The 23243-nt window shown below is 63.9% G+C and carries 18 protein-coding genes; 6 read left to right on the forward strand and 12 right to left on the reverse strand.

Going from position 1 to position 23243, the window contains the following annotated elements; translation table 11 throughout:
• Window positions 1-2: 2 nt before the first annotated feature.
• Entirely contained in the window at window positions 3-641 is a 639-nt protein-coding gene (locus tag LB532_RS15365) for an acyl-homoserine-lactone synthase (RefSeq protein WP_140496654.1), read from the reverse strand.
• 96 nt (window positions 642-737) lie between these two features.
• Window positions 738-1487 carry a helix-turn-helix transcriptional regulator gene (locus LB532_RS15370; RefSeq protein ID WP_224518984.1) on the reverse strand — a complete coding sequence of 250 codons (750 nt, stop codon included), beginning with the start codon at window positions 1485-1487 and terminating at the stop codon, window positions 738-740.
• Between the two features lie 238 nt (window positions 1488-1725).
• Here LB532_RS15370 and LB532_RS15375 point away from each other — a divergent pair, with 238 nt between their 5' ends.
• Window positions 1726-2577: a transporter substrate-binding domain-containing protein gene (locus LB532_RS15375; RefSeq protein ID WP_140639924.1), complete on the forward strand. Its 852-nt coding sequence runs from the start codon at window positions 1726-1728 to the stop codon at window positions 2575-2577.
• 69 nt (window positions 2578-2646) lie between these two features.
• Here LB532_RS15375 and LB532_RS15380 read toward each other — a convergent pair whose 3' ends face one another.
• The gene (locus LB532_RS15380) at window positions 2647-3054 is read right to left on the reverse strand and encodes a tellurite resistance TerB family protein (RefSeq protein WP_140550041.1); all 408 of its coding nucleotides are present in this window, start codon (window positions 3052-3054) and stop codon (window positions 2647-2649) included.
• A 160-nt stretch (window positions 3055-3214) separates the two neighbouring features.
• Between LB532_RS15380 and LB532_RS15385 the strand changes: the two genes are divergently transcribed.
• Window positions 3215-4861: a lysine--tRNA ligase gene (locus LB532_RS15385; RefSeq protein WP_140639925.1), complete on the forward strand. Its 1647-nt coding sequence runs from the start codon at window positions 3215-3217 to the stop codon at window positions 4859-4861.
• On the opposite strand, the gene LB532_RS15390 is transcribed toward LB532_RS15385, so the two are convergent.
• The 8 genes from LB532_RS15390 to LB532_RS15425 form a co-directional block, all read right to left on the reverse strand.
• Entirely contained in the window at window positions 4827-5678 is an 852-nt protein-coding gene (locus LB532_RS15390) for a thermonuclease family protein (protein WP_348641692.1), read from the reverse strand. The two genes, LB532_RS15385 and LB532_RS15390, sit on opposite strands and share 35 nt — an antisense overlap.
• An 11-nt stretch (window positions 5679-5689) precedes the next feature.
• Window positions 5690-6334, reverse strand: a complete 645-nt coding sequence (locus tag LB532_RS15395) for a helix-turn-helix transcriptional regulator (protein WP_140496665.1) — start codon at window positions 6332-6334, stop codon at window positions 5690-5692.
• Window positions 6335-6455: 121 nt separating this feature from the next.
• Window positions 6456-7001: a thioesterase family protein gene (locus tag LB532_RS15400; RefSeq protein ID WP_140639926.1), complete on the reverse strand. Its 546-nt coding sequence runs from the start codon at window positions 6999-7001 to the stop codon at window positions 6456-6458.
• Window positions 7002-7056: 55 nt separating this feature from the next.
• Window positions 7057-9276 (reverse strand): 3-hydroxyacyl-CoA dehydrogenase NAD-binding domain-containing protein, encoded by a 2220-nt coding sequence (locus LB532_RS15405; RefSeq protein WP_224556956.1) that lies wholly within the window; start codon window positions 9274-9276, stop codon window positions 7057-7059.
• 14 nt (window positions 9277-9290) lie between these two features.
• Entirely contained in the window at window positions 9291-10499 is a 1209-nt protein-coding gene (locus LB532_RS15410; RefSeq protein WP_140639928.1) for an acetyl-CoA C-acetyltransferase, read from the reverse strand.
• 31 nt (window positions 10500-10530) lie between these two features.
• Window positions 10531-11700 carry an acyl-CoA dehydrogenase family protein gene (locus tag LB532_RS15415; protein WP_140639929.1) on the reverse strand — a complete coding sequence of 390 codons (1170 nt, stop codon included), beginning with the start codon at window positions 11698-11700 and terminating at the stop codon, window positions 10531-10533.
• 110 nt (window positions 11701-11810) lie between these two features.
• On the reverse strand, window positions 11811-13601 hold the full coding sequence (locus LB532_RS15420) for an acyl-CoA dehydrogenase (protein WP_140639930.1): 1791 nt from the start codon (window positions 13599-13601) through the stop codon (window positions 11811-11813).
• Between the two features lie 265 nt (window positions 13602-13866).
• Entirely contained in the window at window positions 13867-14328 is a 462-nt protein-coding gene (locus LB532_RS15425; protein ID WP_140497287.1) for a MerR family transcriptional regulator, read from the reverse strand.
• A gap of 446 nt (window positions 14329-14774) precedes the next feature.
• On the opposite strand from LB532_RS15425, the gene LB532_RS15430 reads away from it, so the two are divergent.
• From LB532_RS15430 to LB532_RS15445, 4 genes are all read left to right on the forward strand, one after another.
• Window positions 14775-18773, forward strand: a complete 3999-nt coding sequence (locus LB532_RS15430) for a peptidoglycan-binding protein (protein ID WP_140639931.1) — start codon at window positions 14775-14777, stop codon at window positions 18771-18773.
• A gap of 193 nt (window positions 18774-18966) precedes the next feature.
• Window positions 18967-19890 carry a sulfite exporter TauE/SafE family protein gene (locus LB532_RS15435; protein ID WP_140496679.1) on the forward strand — a complete coding sequence of 308 codons (924 nt, stop codon included), beginning with the start codon at window positions 18967-18969 and terminating at the stop codon, window positions 19888-19890.
• Window positions 19890-20678 carry a TIGR02186 family protein gene (locus tag LB532_RS15440; protein ID WP_140639932.1) on the forward strand — a complete coding sequence of 263 codons (789 nt, stop codon included), beginning with the start codon at window positions 19890-19892 and terminating at the stop codon, window positions 20676-20678. Before LB532_RS15435 ends, LB532_RS15440 begins: the two co-directional genes overlap by 1 nt.
• Before the next feature lie 179 nt (window positions 20679-20857).
• A complete protein-coding gene (locus LB532_RS15445; protein WP_140639933.1) occupies window positions 20858-22114 on the forward strand; it encodes an Hsp70 family protein in 1257 nt (418 codons plus the stop codon).
• A gap of 12 nt (window positions 22115-22126) precedes the next feature.
• Here the strand turns inward: LB532_RS15445 and LB532_RS15450 are convergent, their stop codons facing one another.
• Entirely contained in the window at window positions 22127-23029 is a 903-nt protein-coding gene (locus LB532_RS15450; RefSeq protein WP_140639934.1) for a LysR family transcriptional regulator, read from the reverse strand.
• Window positions 23030-23243: the final 214 nt, after the last annotated feature.

Genomic DNA, 23243 nt, shown 5'->3' on the forward strand with positions numbered 1-23243 from the left:
TCTCATGACGCCCGCCTTTGCCCGAACATATCGGGATATCCCCTGGCCAGAACGGGAGCGTGGTGATTGCGACGCGAACGCACCACATCCAGCGTGTGCTCGTTGAAGGTGAGCAGCGTCGCGACGACCTGCTGGTTGCCATAGGTGCGCTGATAGCCCAGCGGCGTGGCCAGGAAATGCAGCTGCAGCGCACGCAGCACCCACATTGGCTCGAACTCGATGATCACCTTGTCGACGCCGCGCTTCAGACCCCACTCGACGAAGCCGGCAATAAGCTCGGTGCCGACGGTCGAGACGCCTCGGCGGCCGTCGCGAAAGCCGGGGGCCACCGCATAGCGGGTCAGTTCCCAGATGTTCGGACCCGAGGGCGGCGTTCCCACGGAAAGATCGGCCAGCACCTCGGTCAAGAGATGTGGCCGCGTGGTCGGCAACATCCTCTGATAGCCCGCGACCTCGTTGCCTCTGATGACGATCTGATGCACCGCTTCGTCATGATCGAACTGGTCGATCTCGAAGCCATCGGGGCGCCGCAGGTCCTCCCACCCCATTTCCTCGACAAAGATCCTGTAGCGCAGCCGATGCACGGCCTCCCACAGATCGGGATGTTCCATCAGTTCTTTTGTTGTAAGGGAAAAAATCATTTTGCCGTCTCCTGTTCAAGAGGAAGATACGGCCGTGCCCTCGCAAGAAAATTACGCGATCACGTAGGCAGGAATTTCTAGGCCGACCCGGCCGACCTAACTAATGTAGCCGCGCCTTATCGCTTCAGCGACTGCCTGTACGCGGTTGACGGCGCCGAGTTTGCTTTTGGCGTTAAGGAGGTGTTTCTCCGACGTGTGTTCGGAGATGCCGAGGATTTGCGAAATCTCCCATTCAGACTTGCCGACGGCGGCCCATTGCAGGCATTCGCGTTCGCGCGGCGTCAGCTCGACATTATCAATGGTCTTGCTGGCCTTCGTGTGAAGCTGCATGGCGCGGCCCACCGCATAGGTCGACACCAGCGACACCAGGCCGAACTCGGCGGCGGACAGTTCCACGGCCTCGCCGCCCAGCGATACCATGACGATCTGGCCATCGAGCGTGATCAGCGGAAAGGCCAGCCCGTCGCGCAGCTTGAACACGACGGCGTCGCCCATCACTTCGCCGCTGCTTCTGTCGATGCTAACGCCCTGGGCCGCTTCCCGCCATTGGAACGGCGCCTGCAACTGTTTCATGTGGCTGACGATCGGGTCGTGATCGACATAGTTGCGCGCCACGTAGCGCTCCAGCCATTCGACAGGCCAGTCGCAAAGCAGCACATGCTGCTTTTGCTGGCCGGTCGGCGTGCCCGGCTGCGGCACGGTGCCCGCCATCAGAGCGGTCAGGCCAAAATCCGACGTTATGCCCAACAGCCTCTCGCAAACCGCAGCCGCCGTTCCGGCATGCTGCAGGTGATCTATGTATTCCAACGTGCGATCGAACTGACCCATCGCAACATCAAACCCCATGTTGCCTCGTTGAGATCGATGATCCGTGCCTTGTTGGCACTTCGCCACCGACCATGGATTGCAAAGCGCTCCCTTGTGGTTGTGGTTCTCGACCCTGGTCCCCCACCAGGGCAGCCACTGCTGTTTGCAAACCTGCTAAAGCATATCCTGAAATCGGCGCGTTGAAATCAAAAAGCATTGTGCCTGTACTATTTTCGTACCAGAACCGATGCGAACACAGGTGCGGTGGAAATTTATCATGGCGTTCCAGCGGAGGTCCCTCGTCCTTGCGTCGATGCTGATCGCGTCGCTGGCGTCGGGTGAGGACGCGCGCGCGGCCGAGCCGCAGGTGCCGGTGCTGTGGGATGCCAAGGAGCGGCTGCCGAAACCGGATCTCTCCGCACTGCCGCGGCTGCGGTTCCTGACCACAACCGATTTCCCGCCCTTCAACTTCCTGGACGGCGCGGGAAAACTGTCCGGTTTCCACATCGACCTGGCGCGCGCCATCTGCGCCGAGCTCGGCATCGTCGACAAATGTCAGATCCAGGCATTGCCGTGGGCCGAGCTCGAAGGAGCACTTGAGAAAGGCGAAGGCGAAGCGATCATCGCCGGCATCGCCGCGACGCCGCAGTCACGCCAGACATACGCCTTCTCGCGCTCCTACCTGCAATTTCCGGCGCGCTTCATCATGCCGAGGGGCGAGGCGCTGACCGAGCCGCTGTTCGCCAAGCTGCGCGGCAAGCGTGTCGGCGTGATATCAGGCTCGGCGCATGAGCGCATGCTGCGCGACTATTTCAACACCGTTCAGGTCGTCACCTTCGACAGGCCGGAAGACCTCTACGCCAACCTCAAGGCCGGCAAGATCGATGCCGCCTTCGGCGATGGCATGCGTTTCGCATTCTGGCTGGGCGGTTCGGATGCTGCCGGCTGTTGCCGTTTTGCCGGCGGACCCTATCTGGCGCCGGAATATCTGGGTTCAGGCATGGCCATCGCCGCCCGATCCGATGACCCGGCGCTGGCCGCCGCTCTCGACTACGCGCTGCAGGAGATTTCGCTGAAAGGCACGTTCGCCGAGTTCTACCTGCGCTATTTCCCGGTCAGTTTCTTCTGATCCGGTCCCGGTCAGCTTTTTCTGATCCGGTCCCGATCAGTTTCTTCCGGTCGGGTTGAATGTCGCCCCTCAGGTCAACGTGCGCAAGCGCGCCTTGGCCGCGCGGGCGATCGCCGCGACGGTCAGCGTGTCGAGATCGAGCTTGAGGCGAATGAGCTGGAGCACCCGCACCTCCTCCATCCGCATTTCGAGATCGACGGCCGCGACCTCGAAGGCGGCCGCATAGGCGGTGTCGCGCAGGCGCTCCGGCAGGGCCTCGGCCACGCCTGCCAGGACACCCTCCAGCCCGCCCTTTTCATGCAGCTTCTTCTGGCAGGCCTGGGCGACGCCAACCAGGCGGTCGTGGTCGAAATCCTCGAACACCGGCCATGAGCGGACGACCTCGCCGATCCGCGCCAGCTCGACATCCGTCATGTCGCGGTCGGAGGCGGAGGTGATGACCATCAGGTAGATCAGCGCTTCATGCGGGGTCGGCATTCAACAACTCCTCGATACGGGCTGCGAAGGTAGGAACGCGTTCCCTGCGCTGCAAGGAAAAAGCGCCGCGCTCGTTGACGCTCCGGTCAGGCGCGCATAGAGACCGGTTGAAAATCCTCATTTGCGGCTTTGCCGGCGTCTAATTTTGGAAAACAGTGACATGGCGGGATCAAACATCATCGATCTCAATCCCGAAGTGCTGACGGCGGCCGCCGAAAGCAAGGCGTGGCCGTTCGAGGAGGCCCGCAAGATCATCGAGCGCTACAAGGGTCGCGAACTCCCGCAGACGGTGCTCTTCGAAACCGGATATGGCCCGTCCGGCCTGCCGCATATCGGCACGTTCGGCGAGGTGGCACGCACCTCGATGGTGCGGCATGCCTTCCGCGTCATCACGCAGGACAAGGTCGCCACCAAGCTGCTGTGCTTTTCCGACGACATGGACGGCATGCGCAAGATACCCGACAGCGTGCCGGATCGCGCGGCGCTGGAGCCGCATCTGCACAAGCCGCTGTCTTCGGTACCCAACCCTTTCGGCGGCGATTATGCGAGTTTCGCCGACCACAACAACGCGATGCTCTGCCGCTTCCTCGACACGTTCGGCTTCGACTACGAGTTCGCCAGCGCGACGCAGTACTACAAGACCGGCCGCTTCGACGCGATGCTCTTGCGCGCGGCCGAACGCTACGACCAGATCATGGCGGTGATGCTGCCGACGCTGGGCGAGGAGCGGCAGGCGACCTACAGCCCGTTCCTGCCGATTTCGCCGAGGAGCGGCCGCGTGCTCTACGTTCCCATGAAGCATGTCGATGCCAAGGCGGGCACCATCACCTTCGACGATGACGGTACCGAGACCACGCTGCCGGTTACCGGCGGCAAGGTGAAGCTGCAATGGAAGCCCGATTTCGGCATGCGCTGGGCGGCCCTTGGGGTCGATTTCGAGATGTTCGGCAAGGACCATCAGACCAATGCGGTGGTCTATGACCGCATCTGCAACATCCTGGGCGGGCACGCGCCGGAGCATTTCGTCTACGAGCTGTTCCTGGATGAGAACGGCCAGAAGATCTCCAAATCCAAGGGCAACGGGCTGACCATCGACGAGTGGCTGACTTATGCGCCGACGGAGAGCCTGGGCCTCTATATGTACCAGCGGCCGCGGCAGGCCAAGAAACTCTATTTCGACGTCATCCCGCGGGCCGTGGACGAATATTACACCTTCCTTTCAGCCTATCGGAGGCAGGACTGGAAGGAACGGCTGGGCAACCCGGTCTGGCACATGCACGACGGCAATCCGCCCGCCATCGACATGCCCGTTCCGTTCTCGCTGCTGCTCAACCTGGTCAGCGCCTCCAATGCGCAGAACAAGGACGTGCTGTGGGGCTTCATCTCGCGCCATGTGCGGGGCGTGACGCCGGCGACCCACCCTGAGCTCGACAGGCTGACGGGTTATGCAATCCGCTATTTCGACGATTTCGTGAAGCCGACGAAGACCTTCCGCGCGCCCGACGACGTCGAGCGGCAGGCGCTGGAAGCGTTGGATCAGGCGCTTGGCGCGCTGCCGGCGGGCTCGGACGGCGAGGCGATCCAGAACGCCGCGCTCAATGTCGCCCGCAAGGTGGAACGCTATCAGGATCATTCCAAGAAGAGCCCCGAAGGTGGTCCCGGCGTTTCGGGCGCCTTCTTCCAGATGATCTACCAGGTGCTGATCGGCCAGGAGCGCGGACCGCGCTTCGGCTCGTTCGCGGCACTCTACGGCATCGCCGAGACGCGCGGGCTCATTCAGAAGGCGTTGGCTGGTCAGCTGGCTTGAGAATGCCGCCGACCTCTTCCAGGATCGAGCCCGGCGCTTGCGGGGCCTGGGCGGGCACGGCCGGCATCGAAGGCACGCCTGAAAGGCTTGGCGCCGATCCGAAAATGCCTTTCCTTTCGCTGCGCGCCTTTTCCCCGGCTTCGACGTAAGGGCCGCCTTTGGCGGCGCGCGCCCAGCCGTTCTCGACCAGCCATTGGCCGACATCCTGCTTGCCGATCCGGCAGTCGGCCGCGATCAGGTCGCGGCCGCCTTCCGGCGGCACGGCGCAGACCACCGCCCGGCCGCGCAGGAAGGCGCGGAACGCCGTGCGCGCACGGACACCGCAGGGCCAGGATTTACCGTCCGAGGTGCAGGTCTCGTCCTGCCCGATGATCTCGATGCCGGAAACCGCGACCGAATAGCCCTTCGCCTCGATCAGTCCGGCGGCGGGCGCGACCGGCTGGAACAGCTTCGTCCCTTTCCAGTCGTCCGGCATTTTCGGCTTGGGCGGCATGGCCAGCGCCAGCTTGCTCAACGGCGCACGCGGCTCCACCCGCTCCAGTTCCTTGCCGGGAAGCTCCGGCGGCGCGACGACTTGGGGATCGATCGCACGCGAGTGCGGCCTAGCGGCAGACGGCGGCGGAGCGGCAATGGCCGATGTGGCCGGCTCCTCCGGCACGCCGTCGGTGCCTGGCTCGGAGACCGTATCGGCGCTCGGATCGATCTGTTCCACCGCGACGGCAGTTTCGCCGCCCTTCAGCGCGCGGCCGCCGGCGACCACCAGGGTGGCCATCACCGCGATCATCAGAACCGCAAGGACAAGATGAGGAAGCCGCACCCGCCCGCACCCTATTGGCTTGCCCAGACGATCCGCGCCACCCATTCAACCTCGCGCATGGGAATGTCGCGGTCGGGATGATCGGGATTGAGCGAAACCAGTGCGATCGACCTGGCGGTCTGGCGATCGAGCACCTTGGCCATCACCTCGCCGCCCGTCGTCTTGACGACGACGCGATCGCCCTTGCGGATGAGGGCTGCCGGCTCGACGATGAGCACGTCGCCATTGCGGTAGAGCGGCAGCATGGAATCGCCTTGCACCTGAAGCGCATAGGAACTCTCGGTCGATTGCGCCGGCAGTTCCACCAGATCCCAGCCTTGACCGGCCGGGAAGCCGGCATCGTCGAAAAAACCGCCGGCGCCGGCCTGGGCAAAGCCGAGCAGCGGAACGGCACGCCCGCGGGCGGGCATCGCGCCGTGGCCGGCCCGACCTTCTATCAGCCCGGTGAATTCGTCGAGCGAAGCGCCCGTCGCCTCGATGATCTTGGCCAGCGATTCGGTCGAGGGCCAGCGTGGCCTGCCGTCCGACGACAGTCGCTTCGACTTGTTGAAGGCAGTCGAATCAAGGCCGGCCCGCTTCGCCAGGCCGGAAGCCGAGAGCGAATACCGCTCGGCCAGAGCGTCGATGGCGGCCCAAACACGGTCATGCGAGAGCAATTCCGCTCTCCTTGCAAAAAGGAAAAAATGCCTTTCCTTTCTAGTCTTCGAATGAAGGTTTGTCCACCGGCTGTGCCATCGCACCACATCTTTGCTGGCCGCGCCAATTCCGGCTTCCAGGTCAACCGGTCCGCTTGGCCTGATCGCGCAGGTTTTGATGCGAGGCCATGAACGCCCGCTCGGCTTCGCTGGGCGGACGCGGCTGGGCGGAGCGGCCAAGCGCGGCGACGACCTCGTCAATATCGAGAAAGCGCCGGGCGTTGCGGTCGTAGACGCCGGCCGTCGTCATGATCAATGCGGCGGTCTCGCCATTGTCGAGGACGAAACGGTGCTTGCCGATGACCTGGCTGCCTTGCCAGGTCTCGATCGAAGACACCACTTCGAAACGCCGCCACAGTCTGATTTCACGCACATAGGCCGATTGCAGTCCGCCGATCATCGGCGCCCAGCCATTCGTTCTCGCCAGCGTGATGAGGCCGGCGCGGATGAAGATATCGATGCGGCCAAGGTCCGCCAGCATCATATAGCGGGCATTGTTGAGATGGCGGTTGAAATCGATGTCCGTCGGCAGGCAGCGAAAGGCCAACCGGCTTTCGTCACCCATCTGGTAAGAGCCACGGCTGCGCGCCGTGGCCATCATTCGCGCAAGGCGCCCCCAGACATACATTAGGGCGCGGCGCGTCTTTTCGGACGCGTCGCGACACCTTTGATTCCGGCCACGCTTAGGCCGCCTGCTTCACGTCGCCCTTCGCGTGGGGGTCGAAGCGCTGGTAGAAAGTCTCGCCCTTCTCTGCCATGTCGAGCAGCAACTTGGGGGCCTTGAACTCGGCCCCGTATTTCTTCTGCAAGCCCTTTGCGATCTTGACGAACTGCCCGGCGCCGATGCCGTCAATGTAGGACAGCGCGCCGCCCGTATAGGGCGCGAAGCCGAAGGCCAGGATCGAGCCGACATCGGCCTCGCGCGGATCGGTGACGATGCCCTCCTCCATCACCCGAGCCGCTTCCAACGCGATGGTAACCAGCAGGCGCTGCTGCAATTCCGCATAGTCGACCTTCTCCGGCTTGAGCTGCGGATAGAGCTCCTTGAGGCCCGGCCACAGCTTCTTCTTGGCCGGCTTGGCCGGATAGTCGTAGAAGCCCTTGCCGTTCTTGCGGCCGAAGCGGCCGTGGTCGTCGACCATGGTGTTGATCAGCGCCATCTGCTTCGGGTCGACCGCCTTGTCGCCGAGATCCCTGATGGTCTGCTTCATGATCTTCTGGGCGAGGTCGATGGCCGTCTCGTCGGTCAACGCCAGCGGGCCGACCGGCATGCCGGCGGCCTTGGCGGCGTTCTCGATCATCGGCGCCGGAACGCCCTCGATCAACATCTTGTAGGCTTCCGACATATAGCGCAGCACGCAGCGGTTAACGTAGAAACCGCGCGTGTCGTTGACGACGATCGGCGTCTTCTTGATGGCGCGCACGAAGTCGATCGCGGTGGCCAGCGCCTTGTCACCGGTCTTCTTGCCAAGGATGATTTCGACCAGCATCATCCTGTCGACCGGCGAGAAGAAATGGATGCCGATGAAATTCTTCGGCCGCGCCGAATTCTTGGCCAGGGCGGTGATCGGAATGGTCGAGGTGTTCGACGCGAAGATCGCCGACGACTTCAGCGCCGCTTCCGCCTGTTCGGTGGCGCTTTTCTTCACCGCGGAATCCTCGAACACCGCCTCGACCACGAGATCGCAGCCGGCAAGGTCGGCATAATCCGATGTCGGCGTGATCAGCGACAGGAGCCTGTCCTTGTCCTCGGGCTTGGCACGACCCTTTTTCACCTGATCCGAGATCAGGCCATCCGAATGGGCCTTGCCCTTCTCGGCGGACTCCATGTCGCGGTCGAGCAGCACGACCGGGATGCCGACTTTGGCCGTGACATAGGCGATACCGGCACCCATGAAGCCCGCGCCGAGAATGCCGATCTTCTTGAACCTGGTTTGCGGCACGCCGGCCGGGCGGCGCGCGCCCTTGTTGAGTTCCTGCAACGACACGAACAGCGAGCGGATCATCGCCGCCGCTTCCTTGGTCTGCATGATCTCCGTGAAATAGCGCTGTTCGATCCTGAGCGCGGTGTCGAACGGCACCAGCAGGCCCTCATAGACGCATTTCAGGACCGCCGCGGCGGCCGGATAATTGCCATAGGTCTCGCGGCGCAGGATGGCGATGGCCGGCGGCCACAGATTGGCGCCCGCCGCCGAATAGACCGGACCGCCGGGCAGCTTGAACCCCTTCTCGTCCCACGGCGCTACCGGCTTGAGGCCGTTCCTGATCATGGCCTTCGCAGTCTCGACCAGCTTGGCCGGCTCGGCGACCTCGTGGATCAGGCCCATCGACTTCGCCTTCTGCGGCGACAGGTTCTGGCCGGAGGTCAGCATTTGCAGCGCCTGCTGCTGGTCGGTGAGACGCGGCACCCGCTGGGTGCCGCCGGCGCCCGGGAAAATACCGATCTTCACCTCGGGGAGCGCCATCTTCACCTTGTCGGAATCGGCGGCGACGCGGCCATGGCAGGCCAGCGACATTTCGAATGCACCGCCCATGCAGGTGCCGTTGATTGCCGAAACCCACGGCTTGCCCGATGTTTCCAGCTTCCGGAACAGGCCGGTCATGGTGCCGGCGTTTTCGAACAGCGCCTTGGTGGCCTTCTCGACATCCTTGCCCTTTTCAGCCGCGAAGGTCGTCAGCATCTTCTGGAGCATGGTGATGTCGGCGCCGCCTGAGAACGTATCCTTGCCGGAGGTGATGACCGCGCCCTTGATGGCGGCGTCGCCCGCCACCTTGTCGATAATGGCGTTCAGCTCGCGCATCACCTCCTCGGTGAAGACGTTCATCGAGCGGTCCGGCATGTTCCATGTGACCAGTGCAATGCCGTCGGCGTCGATGTCCAGGGCGAAATTGGTGTAGCTCATCGTTTCTCTCCCCGTCAGACGCGTTCGATGATGGTTGCGGTGCCCATGCCGGCGCCGATGCACAGCGTCACCAGCGCGGTGTTCAAATCGCGGCGCTCGAGCTCGTCCAGCACGGTGCCGAAGATCATCGCGCCGGTGGCGCCCAGCGGATGGCCCATGGCGATGGCGCCGCCATTGACGTTGATCCTGTCGTGCTCGATATCGAAGGCCTGCATGTAGCGCAGCACCACGGAGGCGAAGGCCTCGTTGAGTTCGAACAGATCGATGTCCGACAGCTTCATCTTGGCGCGCTTCAACAGCTTCTCGGTCACGTCAACGGGGCCGGTCAACATCAGCACCGGCTCGGAGCCGATGTTGGCGAAGGCGCGGATGCGGGCGCGCGGCTTCAGGCCCATGGCCTTGCCGGCCTTCTTCGAACCGAGCAGCACGGCCGCCGCGCCGTCGACGATGCCGGACGAATTGCCGGCATGGTGGACGTGGTTGACCTCTTCGACCTCGGGATGCTTCTGAACCGCGACAGCGTCGAAGCCGCCCATTTCGCCGGGCATGACGAAGGAGGGATTGAGCGAGGCCAGTGACTGCATGTCGGTCGACGGGCGCATGTGCTCGTCGTGATCGAGGATGGTGAGGCCATTCTGGTCCTTGATCGGGATCACCGAATTCTTGAAGCGGCCATCGGCCCAGGATTTTGCCGCGCGCTTCTGGCTCTCGACGGCATAGGCGTCGACATCATCCCGGCTGAAGCCGTATTTGGTGGCTATCAGGTCGGCCGAAATGCCTTGCGGCACGAACCAGCCGGGCAGGCCGACCGAAGGGTCCATGAACCAGGCGCCACCCGAGGCGCCCATGCCGACACGCGACATCGATTCGACACCGCCGGCAATGACGATCTCGTCGGCGCCCTGGGCGATCTTGGCGGCGCCGAAATTGATAGCGTCGAGGCCGGAGGCGCAGAAGCGCGAGATCTGCATGCCGGGCGCCGAGGTCGCGTAGCCGGCCTCGAAGGCCGCGGCGCGCGGAATGACCGACCCCGCCTCGCCGACCGGGTCGACACAACCGAAGATGATGTCATCGACATTTCCGGTGTCGAGCCCGTTGCGGTCGCGCAACGCCTCCAGCGTCCTGGCGGCGAGCCTCACTGCCGGCACTTCGTGCAGCGAGCCATCCTTCTTGCCCCTGCCGCGCGGCGTGCGAACGGCGTCATAGACGTAAGCTTCGGCCATTTTCCTGCTCCTTGGGTTTGCCGATCGATGCTCAGAGCGAGCGGCCGATCAGCAATTTCATGATCTCGTTGGTGCCGCCATAAATGCGCTGGACGCGGGCGTCGCGGAACATGCGGGCGATCGGATATTCATTCATGTAGCCATAGCCGCCATGCAATTGAAGGCATTCGTCGACGACTTTGCCTTGCAGGTCGGAAAGCCAGTACTTGGCCATCGACGCGGTCACCGGATCGAGACCGCCATCGATGTGGCGCGCCACGCAATCATTGTAGAAGACGCGACCGATCGTGGCCTCGGTCTTCAGTTCGGCCAGCTTGAACTGGGTGTTCTGGAAATCGATGACCGCCTTGCCGAACGCCTTGCGCTCCTTGACGTAATCGATGGTCAGCGCCAGCGCGCGCTCAACCATGGCAATCGCGCCGGTGCCGATCTGCAAACGCTCCTGCGGCAATTGCTGCATGAGCTGGATGAAGCCCTGTCCCTCCTCGTGGCCGAGCAGGTTGGAGGTCGGCACACGCGCATCGTTGAAGAACAGTTCGGACGTGTCATTGGCCTTCAGGCCGATCTTGTCGAGGTTGCGGCCGCGCTCGAAGCCGTCGACCTCGTCGGTCTCGACGACGATCAGCGAAGTCCCCTTGGCGCCCTTGTCCGGATCGGTCTTGGTGACGACGATGATGAAATTGGCGAGCTGGCCATTGGTGATGAAGGTCTTGGAGCCATTGATCTTGTATTGGTTGCCGTCCCTCTCGGCCCGCGTCTTGACGCCTTGCAGGTCGGAGCCGGCGCCGGGCTCCGTCATGGCGATGGCGCCGATCAGTTCGCCGGTGGCGAGCTTCGGCAGCCATTTCTTCTTTTGCTCCTCCGAGCCGTAGTGGAGGATGTAGGGGGCGACGATCGAATTGTGCAGGCCGATGCCGAAGCCGTCGACGCCGACATGGCCGATGGCCTCGATGATGGCGCTCTCATGGGCGAAGGTGCCGCCCGATCCGCCATATTCCTCCGGCATGGAGGCGCAGAGCAGGCCGGCGGCACCGGCCTTCAGCCAGCTCTCGCGGTCGACCATTTCGTTCTTCTCGAACTCGTCGTAACGCGGCGCGATCTCTTCGGACATAAAGCGGTGCGCCATGTCGTAGAGCATGCCGACCTCGTCCGCCGCCCAGGCGGGCTTCGGCAGGCCAAGGATTTCGGCTGGGTTGGTCATGCGATGATCTTCCTCCCAAGGTCTGCCATCGAAATTGAAATCCGCGCACTGTCGCGGCGACCCCTCCCGGCCCTTTGGACCGCCCTCCCCTCAAGCGAGAGGGACTATTTCTAGAACGCTTCCGCCGGCAGTGCCATCAACGTATCGGCGCCACTGGAGATGCGGGCGAGACGCGTCGCGGTTTCCGGCATGATCCGCTCCATGAAGAAGCGCGCCGTCACCAGCTTGTTGTCGTAGAAGGACGACACGCCGTTGGCGCCCGCCTTACCTTGAGCGGCCCTCGCCATCTGCGCCCACATATAGCCGAGCGCCACGAGGCCGAAGAGATGCATGTAGTCGGTCGAGGCGGCGCCGGCGTTGTCGGGCTTGGCCATGCCGTTCTGCAGCAGCCACATGGTCGCCGCCTGAAGATCGTTGAGGCTCTTCTTCAATGCCTTGGTGAAGGGGGCCATCTTCTCGTCGGCGCGGTTCTCTTCGCAGAACTCGCCGACTTCCTTGAAGAAGGCCTGCACGGCGCGGCCGCCGTTCAGACCCAGTTTGCGGCCGACGAGGTCGAGCGCCTGGATGCCGTTGGCGCCTTCATAGATCATGGCGATGCGGGCATCGCGCACGAACTGGCTCATGCCGTGCTCTTCGATGTAGCCATGGCCGCCGAACACCTGCTGCGCCATCACGGCGTGATCGAAGCCCTTGTCGGTGAGCACGCCCTTGACCACCGGCGTCATCAGCCCTGTGTAGTCGTCGGCCGCCTGGCGGTCCTTGTCGTCGGCGGAGCGATGGGCGATGTCCGACTTGATCGCCGTCCACAGCGCCAGCGCGCGGCCGGCCTCATTGAAGGCCCTCATGGTCATCAGGCTGCGGCGGATGTCGGGATGGACGATGATAGGATCGGCCTTCTTGTCCGGCGCCTTCGGCCCCGACAGCGAGCGGCCCTGCAAGCGGTCCTTGGCGTAGGCGACGGCGTTCTGGTAGGCAATCTCGGACAGCGACAGCCCCTGCAGGCCGACCCCGAGCCGCGCCTCGTTCATCATCGTGAACATCGCCCTGAGACCGCCATTGGCCTCACCCAGCAGCGTGCCTTGCGCCTCGTCATAATTCATGACGCAGGTCGAATTGCCGTGGATGCCCATCTTCTCCTCGATCGAACCGCAGGAGACGGTGTTCCTCTCATCGGGATTGCCAGAAGCATCGAGCTTGAGCTTCGGCACGATGAACAGCGAGATGCCCTTCACCCCTTCGGGGGCCCCCTCGATGCGGGCCAGCACCAGGTGGACGATGTTGTCCGCCATGTCGTGCTCGCCGGCCGAGATGAATATCTTCTGGCCCGAGATCTTGTAAGTGCCGTCGCCATTCGGCACGGCCTTGGTGCGCAGCAGGCCCAGATCGGTGCCGCAATGCGGCTCGGTCAGGTTCATGGTGCCGGTCCAGGCACCCTCGACCATCTTCGGCAGCCATTTGGCTTTCTGCTCGTCGGTGCCATGGGTGATGATCGCCGCGATCGCGCCCTGCGTCAGGCCCGGATACATCATCAGCGACATATTGGCCGACACCATATACTCGGCCACGGCGGTATGCACGGCATAGGGCAGGCCTTGGCCGCCGAACTCGACGGGCGCCGCCAACCCCATCCAGCCGCCGTCGCGATACTGGTCGAAGGCTTCCTTGAAGCCCTTCGGCGTCGTCACCGAGCCGTCGTCATGGCGCACACAGCCCTCCATGTCGCCGACACGGTTGAGCGGATGCATGACGTTTTCCGCGAGCTTGGCGCCCTCGGCGAGGATCGCTTCCAGCACGTCGGGCGTTGCATCGGAAAAGCCGGGGAGATTGGAATAGCGCTGGTAGCCCAGCACCTCGTTGAGCACGAACAGCGTATCCTGCACCGGCGCCCTGTAGATCGGCATGCTCTTCCTCCACCCTGCGGAACCTGATCCGAAACCCCCAAATTCATGTCAGGGCGGCATGCGGACCCATGTTGCAGCGGGAGATAACAAAAATTGACGTTTGCGTAAACGTCAATTCAGCCAATGCGACAAAATTTCTCCTGCACCGCAGCAAACGGGACGCGATGCAGTTCATGTGGAGGACCCTCAATGAAAAAGCCGCGTGGCGCTCGCCACACGGCTTTTGTCGATCACGGATGTTGCGCCGCAAGGCGGCGAGGCCAAATCAGCCGGCGACGCTCGCCTGCGGCGCCGAGCGCTCGACCAGCATCTGCCGGACGGCAGCCATGGAGGTGCTCAACTCGCTAATGGCGTCATCGATGAGCGTGCGCTGCTTCTGGAGGCGGGCAAGCTGCTTCTCCGACTTGTCCAATGCCAGCCGCAACTGCTTGGTGTTGGAGCCGGTGGGATCATAGAGATCCATCATCTGCTTGACGTCGCGCAACGAGAACCCGACCTTGCGGCCGAGCAGGATCAGTTTCAGCCGAACCCTGTCGCGGCGCGTGTAGAGGCGGGTTGAACCGTCGCGCTGTGGGTTGAGCAGGCCCTTGTCTTCGTAGAAACGCAGCGTGCGCAGCGTCACGCCGTATTTCTTGGCCATTTCGCCGATGCGGACGAGGTCCTCGCCCGAGTCAACGGATATAGTGTTGGTATTGGCCGCGGTCTCGCCGGCCGAGATAAGCTTCATGGTCACTGGCTTTCCCCGTCTGTGGCGTCGCGGTCCTGGACCAAGCGATGCCTGACTGAAAGCGGGGGCGTGCTTCCAGCCGTGGTTTCGACAAACAAATCGCAAACAGCACGCTTGATGCGCCTTTTACGTTTACGTCAATTCTATACCGATAGCCCTCTCATGACGCAAGGGCGTTGTGCGGGCGGCGCTTTATGCCGCAGCGGGCGGTTCACCGCGAACTTCGTCGCAACTTCTTAAGCTTGGTTAACGCGTTGTTTACCACGTTGGGCGAATTGTGCGCATGTCGGCTACCCGTGTTTATCCTGTATCGATTTTTTCACGGTTTTTCGGAGCGCGGGTGAAACCCGGGAAGCTTGTCTTCCACCGTGGTGCGGTCGCCTTCGTTCCGGCGAGGATTTGGGGAGCTGGTCGCAAACCGGCCAATCTGAAAGACGGACGCACCGATGAACAGCAAGCGGTCCTACCTCGATACACTCAACGCCGGCAGGCAGCGCAGGCCTCAGACCACGCTCGAGCAGTTGAACCGCTCGCTGGAGACGCTGGAACAGCGCCTGGAGAGGACGCGCGAGGACACGATGGGACGTCCCGATCCCCGCCACTATGGCGCCGAACCGCGCTATCCCGCCGCACAGCCTTCGGCTCAGCCGCGCTGGTACCAGGATCCGCAGCCCGCGCTGCACCCGCAGGCTCCAATGCCGGCGCCGGCCGTCGGCCAGAACTACCAGAACCTTGCCCGCGATATCGACCGCATCCGCGGCCAGGAAGACAGCGTTGCCATGGTCGGCAAGATCGCCGGCGAGCTGCGCGGCATGCGTGAGGAATTGCGCCACCAGATGACTGCCGGGCTGCAGAGCGAATTCGAGGCGCTGCGCAAGGACATCGACCGCGCGCTGCTGGCAAACGCCAAGTCAGGCGCTTCGGGCAAAGGCAGCGCCGAACTTGGCCTCGAATTCGAGCGGCTTTCCGGCGCCATCAAGACGTTGTCGGAAAAAAGCGACGACAGAAGCGTCAACATGCTGCGGCTCGAACTCGAACAGGTCAAAGCCGCGCTCGACACGCTGGCGCGCGAGGAGAGCGTGCAGAAGGTCGACCGCCGCTGGGACGATTTCGATCGGCGCTGGACGGCCTTCGAGGACCGCGTCGACGCCGACCAGCGCAACCGCTCACCGGACCCCGCCATTTCGGGCCTGACCGATCGGCTGGAGCAGATCAGCAATGCCGTCAACAACCTGCCGGAATCGTTATCCCTGCGCTCGCTGGAGGAAAAGGTCCGCACGCTGGCCAGCGCCGTGGATCATTTCGCCAGCCAGCAGGACAATCGCGGCGGCAGTACGCTGGCCATGATCGATGAGCGGCTGGACGAGATCTCCCGTGCCATCGTCGCCTCGACCGTCGCGGCACAGGCCAATTCGCTCGACCATGAAGCCTTCGAGCGCATCGAGAAGCGGATCGATTCGCTTGCCCGGCAGATCGAGGAAGTGGCGCAGGACCACCCCGGCAACGCCGTCGTCGACCGGCTGAACACGCTGTCGAGCCGAGTCGACGAACTCGCCGGCCGCGCCGCCCTGCCCGAGCAGGCAATGGAACGGCTGGCCAAGCAGATCGCGCTCATCGCCGACAAGATCGACCAGGCGCCGGCCATGCCCGACGCCGACTATATCTTCCACGGGCTGGAGCAACGCTTCGACGTGCTGTCGTCGATGATGGAACGGCGCCAGGGCGACGCCATCGAACAGGGCAACATGCTGTTCCGCGACCTTGAGCGCCGGCTGGACGAGGTCGCCGACCGGCTCGACCAGCGCATGCCGCAAGTCGACGGCGCCGGCATCATGGAAGCCATCGATGCCCGCTTCACGGCGCTAGCCAAGCGCATGGAAACACGCATTCCCGATCCTGCCGGTGAGGCCGCGATCCGTGGCCTGGAAAGCCGGCTCGAAGACATTTCGAGCCGGCTGGACTCGTCCGCCGCGCAAGTCGCCGGCATCGATCCGGCGCTGATCCGCAGCCTGGAGGCGCAAGTCGCCAGCCTGTCCGCCCACCTGTCCAGGCCCAGCGCACCGCTGCCGGAGTTCGAGGACATCAGCCCACGCCTCAATGAAATCGAGAAGGCGCTGGCGGGAACGCGCGATTCCATCCTTGGCGCGGCGCGCGAGGCGGCCGAGAATGCGGTCCGCTCGCTGGCCGGCTCAGGCGCCGACACGTCGGCGGTTTCCGGCCTTGCCCAGGATCTGAAGACGCTCGAAACGCTGACGCGCCGTTCCGACGAGCGTAACTCGAGAACGTTCGAGGCCATCCACGACACGCTGCTCAAGATTGTCGACAGGCTGGGTTCGCTGGAAACCAGCGAACCGTCCGAGGCTGTGAGCGAGCTCCTGGACGCGCGCCCGGATGAAGCAATCGGCAGGCGCCGTGCGCGAGCCGGCAAGATGGCCGTGGATGCTCCGTCGATGGATATCGACGAACCCATGCCGCTGACCGGGGACATGGCCGATCTCGATGGCCGCGCAGCCGCGATCATGCGTGGCCAGCCTGCTTCGCCACGCGGGCCGGGTGCGCGCTCGCCCGCGGAGGCGGCGGCCGCCGCCGCCATGGCCGCGCTTGGTTCCGATCCGATCGCCGGGAAGGGCGAGCCGGCAGGCCGCCGCAAATCGATGTTGGGCGGCCTGGCGCGCGCCTTCAAGGGCAAGAAGGAAGCAGACGTTCCGCCGCTGGCGGGCTCGGTGCCGGGCCCGGAAATCCCGAACGTCGATCTCGACGAGCCGCTCGACCCGAAAATGGCCAACCGGCCACTGGAGCCCGGCTCCGGCGCGCCCGACCTCAACGCCATCATGAAGCGCGTACGCGATGAGCGCGGGCAGCCGGCAAAGCTCAGCGACAGCGATGCCGCGAAATCGGACTTCATCGCGGCTGCCCGCCGCGCGGCGCAGGCCGCCGCCGCCGAGGCCGACGCCTTGAAACGCCAGTCGACGATGAAGGGACCGGTGAAGGCGCTCAGGATCGGCGACCTGCTCAAGGCGCGGCGCAAGCCGATTCTGATGGCGGCCGCCGCGATCATGCTGGCGCTTGCCGGCCTGCAGCTTGGCAAGGCGTTCCTCGCCGATCCCGCCCAGGTAGCAAACAATGACGCGTCGGCCGTTGCCTCGCAGCCGCTGCAAACCGCATCCGTCGACGCCGCGAGCCCGCCCAGGCCGGAAACCCAGTTGGCGGCAGCGAACAGCGAACCGGCCCGTGAGGTCAGGCAGGCCGAGCCCTCCGCTCCGACGGTCAAGGACGACATGGTGGCGCAGACCGCGCTCGCCATGCCGTCGGATGGCGATGGGCCGACGAACGCCGGCCCGACGGCGGAACCGGCTCCGGCGACGGCTCCCGTCATGCCTGCCGGCGCCGGTGCGGCAGGCCCCGACGCGATGGCTTCCGCCGATCCCGTTGCTGCGGCTCCTTCTTCTCCGGCACCTTCCGCTGCCGCCGGCGGGGCGCAAACGAGGGATGCGGAGAACGGTATCCAACCGACAGTGGCTGCACCGGCCATGGCCAAGGACACCACCGGCGCCGTCGTGCCCGCCGGCGCTCCCGCGGCCACGGCCAAATTCGATATTCCCGCCGACGCAGGCCCGGTCGCCCTGCGCGACGCCGCAGCCACCGGCGACGCCAAGGCGCTGTTCGAGATCGGCTCGCGCTATTCCGAGGCGCGCGGCGTCAAGGAAGACATGGCGGCCGCGGCCAAATGGTATGAAAAGTCCGCGGAACTCGGCTTCGCTCCGGCCGAGTATCGCATCGGCAATTTCTACGAGAAGGGCATCGGCGTTCCGCGCGACATCAAGAAGTCGAAGACCTGGTACCAGCTCGCCGCCGAGCAGGGCAACGCCAGCGCCATGCACAATCTGGCCGTGCTGTTCGCCATGGCCGCTGACGGCGTGACCGACAATGAATCGGCCGCGCACTGGTTCCAGGAGGCCGCCGATCTCGGCGTGAAGGACAGCCAGTTCAATCTCGGCATCCTCGCCGCCAAGGGCGTCGGCATGAAGCAGAACCTGGAGGAATCCTACAAATGGTTCGCGCTCGTCGCCAAGACCGGCGACAAGGACGCTGCCGCCAAGCGCGACGAGATCGCCAACGCGCTGCGGCCCGAGCAACTCGAGCGTGCCCGCGCCGCCACCGAATTGTGGAAGGCCAAGCCGCTCGATCAGGCTGCCAATTCGGCCGACATTCCCGAATCCTGGCAAGACGGCACACCGCAGACGACGGCCAGCATCGATATGAAGAAGGCGGTCAAGAACATCCAGCTCATCCTCAACAAGAACGGCTACGACGCCGGCGGCGCCGACGGCGTGATGGGCGCGAAGACCAAGAACGCGATCGTCGCGTTCCAGACCGACAACAAGCTCCCCGCGACCGGTACGGTCGACGAAAAGCTGGTCAAGGCGTTGCTGGCGCGCAAATAGCGGCAGAAGCGTCGTATCCGCGACGCTCCCGCCACACATTTGCCTGTTAACTGATTGAGATGTTTTTTGTTTCGGCGCGGCGGCGGGGTTTTGACCCCGCCCCCGCTTCGGCGCAAGGAAAAATTGGCTTTTCGGTGCGATACTCTCCGCAACGGCTGTATTCGCCGACTGACAAACTGATCGAGACCGACGGGTGGGCATCTATCTCCCGATTGCGGAAATTTCCGTCAACGTCTTCGTGCTGCTGGCCATGGGCGCTGCGGTGGGCTTTCTGTCGGGCATGTTCGGCGTCGGCGGCGGTTTTCTCATCACGCCGCTCCTGATCTTCTACAACATCCCACCGGCAATCGCGGTGGCGACGGGCGCCAACCAGGTCATCGCCTCATCCTTCTCCGGCGCGCTGTCGCATATGAAGCGCGGCACGCTCGACTTCAAGCTCGGCGGGGTGCTGCTTGCCGGCGGCATCGTCGGCTCCACCGGCGGCATCTACGTCTTCGCTTTCCTGCGCAGGCTGGGACAGCTCGACCTGTTCATCTCGCTGCTCTATGTCGTGCTTCTGGGCACCGTCGGCGGGCTGATGCTGGTCGAAAGCATCAACGCACTACGCGCCACGCGCAGCGGCGCGGCACCGGTGCTGAAGAAATCCGGCCAGCACAACTGGATCCACCGCCTGCCGCTGAAGATGCGGTTCAGGGCCTCGAAGCTGTTTGTCAGCGTCATCCCCGTGCTTGGGCTGGGCGCGGCCATCGGCTTCCTGTCGTCTATCATGGGTGTCGGCGGCGGCTTCATCATGGTGCCGGCTCTGATCTATCTCCTGAAAGTGCCGACCAACGTCGTCATCGGCACCTCGCTGTTCCAGATCATCTTTACCTCGGCCTACACCACTCTGGTCCACGCCACCACCAACCAGACGGTCGACGTGATGCTGGCCTTTCTTTTGATGGCCGGTGGTGTCGCCGGCGCGCAATATGGCGCCAAGGCCGGCCAGCGGCTGCGCGGCGAGCAGTTGAGAGCGCTGCTGGCGATGCTGGTGCTGGCGGTGGCGATAAGGCTTGCCATCGACCTCTTCGTCACGCCGCCCAATCTTTATTCGCTGTCCGGCGCGGGCTTCAACTGATGAATGGCCTGAAAGCGCTCGCAACCGCCGCTCTTCTATCATTGATCGCCGCTGCACCCGCGAACGCGCAGACGCCGCCGACCGAAAGCATCCAGATCGGCCTTTCCACCGACAAAGTCTCGATCACCGCCGGCTTTTCCGGGGCCGACCTGACCATTTTCGGCTCGCTGGAAAATCCTGATCCGCTGGTGGCGCGCCAAGGCCGCTACGACATCATCGTCGTGCTCGAAGGTCCACCCAAGCCGGTGGTGGTGCGCCGCAAGGACCGGGTGCTCGGCGTCTGGGTCAACCTGGAATCCGAGACCTTCGAAAACGTGCCGGTGTCCTATTCGGTGGCGACGACGCGGCCGTTGCAGGACATCACCGAGCCGAACAGCTACAGGCAATTGTCGCTCGGCGCCTCCAATCTCTACATGCAGCCGGCCGATGCCGGCGACAGCCCGGCCACGATCGAGGAATTCACCGCGGCGTTGCGCGAACGTAAGGCCGCGACCGGTCTCTACAGCGAGAATGTCGGCGGCGTCCAGTTCCTGTCACAGAACCTGTTCCGCGCCACGGTGCGGCTGGCGCCGAACGTTCCGGTCGGCACCCACAAGGCGCGCGCGTTCCTGTTCAAGAGCGGCCTGTTCATCAAGGAGAGCTCGGCCCAGCTCGAAATCCGCAAATCCGGTTTCGAACAGTCGATCTTCCGTGCCGCCCACGACTATTCCTTCCTCTATGGCGTTTTCGCCATATCGCTGGCCATGGTGACGGGCTGGCTCGGAAGGTTGATCTTCCGCAAGGACTAAGGCTCCTGCAAAGGGGTTTCCCTTTCCCGGATCATGCTATAGACCGCCACCTCCCGGCCCCCCGGGCAACACGCACAATTCAATTCGGCAGAGCGGTCCGGCCATCCCGGACGACGGAGAGCGCACGCTTCACAGGCGGCGCCGAACCACTGCCTAGGCAGAGATGACAGGAGGCTGCGATGCGACCAGCATTCGCCGGCATCGATTTTGGCACTTCCAACTCCACCGTGGGCGTGGTCAGGGGCGGTCAGCCGCACCTCGTCGCGCTGGAAGGCGGCGAGGTCATGCTGCCAAGCGCCGTGTTCTTCAACTTCGAGGACAACCGTACCTGTTTCGGCCGCCAGGCCATCGCCAACTACACCGACAGCGTCGAAGGCCGGCTGATGCGCTCGCTGAAGAGCGTGCTCGGCAGCGCGCTCGCGCAGGAAAAGACCCGCATCAAGGCGCGATCGATCGGCTTCATGGAGATCGTCGGCCTGTTCCTCGGCCATCTGCGAAAAAGGCTGGAGGAGGATGCCGGCGGCGCCGTCGAGAGCGTGGTGCTCGGCCGGCCGGTGCAGTTCGTCGACGACGATGCCGAGGCCGATGCCAGGGCACAAAGCGAGCTCGAAGGAGCCGCCCGCGCCCAGGGTTTCAAGCATATCGCCTTCCAGTTCGAACCGATCGCGGCGGCCCTCGACTACGAGCAGAAGGTGACGCGCGAGGAACTGGCGCTGATCATCGACATGGGTGGCGGCACGTCGGACTTCTCGATCGTAAGGGTCTCGCCGCAGCGTGCCCGCTCGCTTGACCGCAAGGACGATATCCTGGCCAGCCGCGGCATCCATATCGGCGGCACCGACTTCGACCGATTGCTCAGCATCGCGCATGTGATGCCGGAACTCGGCCACCTCAGCCCGACCAAGGACGGCAAGCGCAACCTGCCGGCCAGCTACTTCATCGATCTTGCGACATGGCAACGCATCAACCTGGTCTACACGGCCAAGGCGATGACGCATCTGCGCCAGATCCGCTACGAGGCCGAGCGCGCCGATCTCGTCGACCGCTTCATCCATATCGTCGAGCACCGGTACGGGCACGCGTTGGCCGCTCTTGTCGAAAGGGCCAAGATCGAGCTGACCGACAAGCTCTCGGCCGATGTCGAGGTGAAGCTGCCGAAAGTCCAGTTCGCCGCCGAGATCACCCGGGAGGCGCTGGACGCCACGATCGCCAGGGACATCGAGCGCGTTGCCGCCACGGTCGGCCAGACCATCGGCGACGCCGGGGTCAGGCCGTCCGACATCACCGCCGTGTTCCTGACCGGAGGATCCACCGCGATCCCGCTGGCGAGACAAAAAATCCTGTCGCTGGTGCCTCAGGCTTCGATCATCGAGGGCGACATGTTCGGCTCGGTCGGCCTTGGCCTTGCGCTGGACGCGCAGCGAAAGTTCGGCTGATATCCGGACAATTCACGAACGCGGGGACGCCTTTTCGTCGGCCCCCAAATGCGTCTTGAGCGCCATCTGGGCCAGGCTTGCCTGGCGGTCGCGATGTGTGATCATGGCGAAGTCGCGTCTCGGCAATTCGAGCGGCACGGACCGCAGGCTGCCTTCGGCGATGGCGCGTCCGACGACGAGCTCCGAAATGATGGTGGCTCCGGCACCGGCCTCGACCGCCTGGCGAACCGCCTCGTTGCTCGGCAGCACCAGAAATATCTGCAGATCGTCAAGCGAAATCCCTTCGCGGCGCGCCAGATCCTCCAGCACCTCGCGCGTGCCGGAACCGCCCTCGCGGATGATCCAGCGCAGCCCTTTTATGTCGGGGCGGCCCGGCGCGTTTTCGGCGATCTCGGGATGAGAACTAGCAACCACCAGCATCAGGCGGTCGATATCGACCTTGGCGCGGCGCAATAAGTCGGACTCGGTACGCCCCTCGACCAGGCCGAGATCGGCGGTTCCATCCAGCACGCTGGCTTCGACCTGCCGGGTGTTGCCGATGCTGACGCTCAGCCTGACCGCAGGATAGGCTTCGTGGAAGGACGCCAGCCGGCGCGGCAGCCAATAGCTGGCGATCGTCAGGCTGGCGGCGATGGAAAGGCTGCCGGCAACCGTCTGCGAGACATGTTCCAGCACATTGCGTGCTGCGGCGGCTCGTTCCAGTACAGCCTTGGCTTCTGGCAGGAACCGGTGACCGGTCTGGGCAAGTTCGATGTTGCGGCCGACGCGGTTGAACAGATGGACGCCATGCTGTTCCTCAAGCGCGCGGATGGCGGCCGACGCGGCCGATTGGGAGATGCCCAACAGCTCCGCCGCCTTGGTCATGTGGCCGCGCTCGGCGACGGCGACAAATATCCGCAACTGGTCAAGTGTCATAAGGCATTAAGAACCAATATCGATCGAATTTACAAGAACAATTGATTAGACGGGTTGATAGCTTTATTCTAAGTTTTCAATCGACATTAGCAAAAATTCGCTACCGATTGACAGAGAATGAAATGATCGGGCGGTTCAAGTCCCTGTTCGCGCATTGGACCCGCGGTCTGCGGCGGCGGCTGGCCGGCGATCGCTATCATCCGGAAGAGCATTA

This window comes from Mesorhizobium sp. ESP-6-2, from assembly GCF_020164675.1.
GTDB lineage: Bacteria > Pseudomonadota > Alphaproteobacteria > Rhizobiales > Rhizobiaceae > Mesorhizobium.

What these genes read in the sequence shown, in the direction of transcription:
- LB532_RS15385 (WP_140639925.1), top strand. Translation starts at nt 3,215, where the DNA reads ATGGCGGGATCAAACATCATCGATCTCAATCCCGAAGTGCTGACGGCG.
- LB532_RS15405 (WP_224556956.1), bottom strand. Translation starts at nt 9,276, where the DNA reads ATGAGCTACACCAATTTCGCCCTGGACATCGACGCCGACGGCATTGCA.
- LB532_RS15450 (WP_140639934.1), bottom strand. Translation starts at nt 23,029, where the DNA reads ATGACACTTGACCAGTTGCGGATATTTGTCGCCGTCGCCGAGCGCGGC.
- LB532_RS15420 (WP_140639930.1), bottom strand. Translation starts at nt 13,601, where the DNA reads ATGCCGATCTACAGGGCGCCGGTGCAGGATACGCTGTTCGTGCTCAAC.
- LB532_RS15425 (WP_140497287.1), bottom strand. Translation starts at nt 14,328, where the DNA reads ATGAAGCTTATCTCGGCCGGCGAGACCGCGGCCAATACCAACACTATA.
- LB532_RS15370 (WP_224518984.1), bottom strand. Translation starts at nt 1,487, where the DNA reads ATGGGGTTTGATGTTGCGATGGGTCAGTTCGATCGCACGTTGGAATAC.
- LB532_RS15415 (WP_140639929.1), bottom strand. Translation starts at nt 11,700, where the DNA reads ATGACCAACCCAGCCGAAATCCTTGGCCTGCCGAAGCCCGCCTGGGCG.
- LB532_RS15400 (WP_140639926.1), bottom strand. Translation starts at nt 7,001, where the DNA reads ATGTATGTCTGGGGGCGCCTTGCGCGAATGATGGCCACGGCGCGCAGC.
- LB532_RS15445 (WP_140639933.1), top strand. Translation starts at nt 20,858, where the DNA reads ATGCGACCAGCATTCGCCGGCATCGATTTTGGCACTTCCAACTCCACC.
- LB532_RS15410 (WP_140639928.1), bottom strand. Translation starts at nt 10,499, where the DNA reads ATGGCCGAAGCTTACGTCTATGACGCCGTTCGCACGCCGCGCGGCAGG.
- LB532_RS15440 (WP_140639932.1), top strand. Translation starts at nt 19,890, where the DNA reads ATGAATGGCCTGAAAGCGCTCGCAACCGCCGCTCTTCTATCATTGATC.
- LB532_RS15430 (WP_140639931.1), top strand. Translation starts at nt 14,775, where the DNA reads ATGAACAGCAAGCGGTCCTACCTCGATACACTCAACGCCGGCAGGCAG.
- LB532_RS15375 (WP_140639924.1), top strand. Translation starts at nt 1,726, where the DNA reads ATGGCGTTCCAGCGGAGGTCCCTCGTCCTTGCGTCGATGCTGATCGCG.
- LB532_RS15365 (WP_140496654.1), bottom strand. Translation starts at nt 641, where the DNA reads ATGATTTTTTCCCTTACAACAAAAGAACTGATGGAACATCCCGATCTG.
- LB532_RS15380 (WP_140550041.1), bottom strand. Translation starts at nt 3,054, where the DNA reads ATGCCGACCCCGCATGAAGCGCTGATCTACCTGATGGTCATCACCTCC.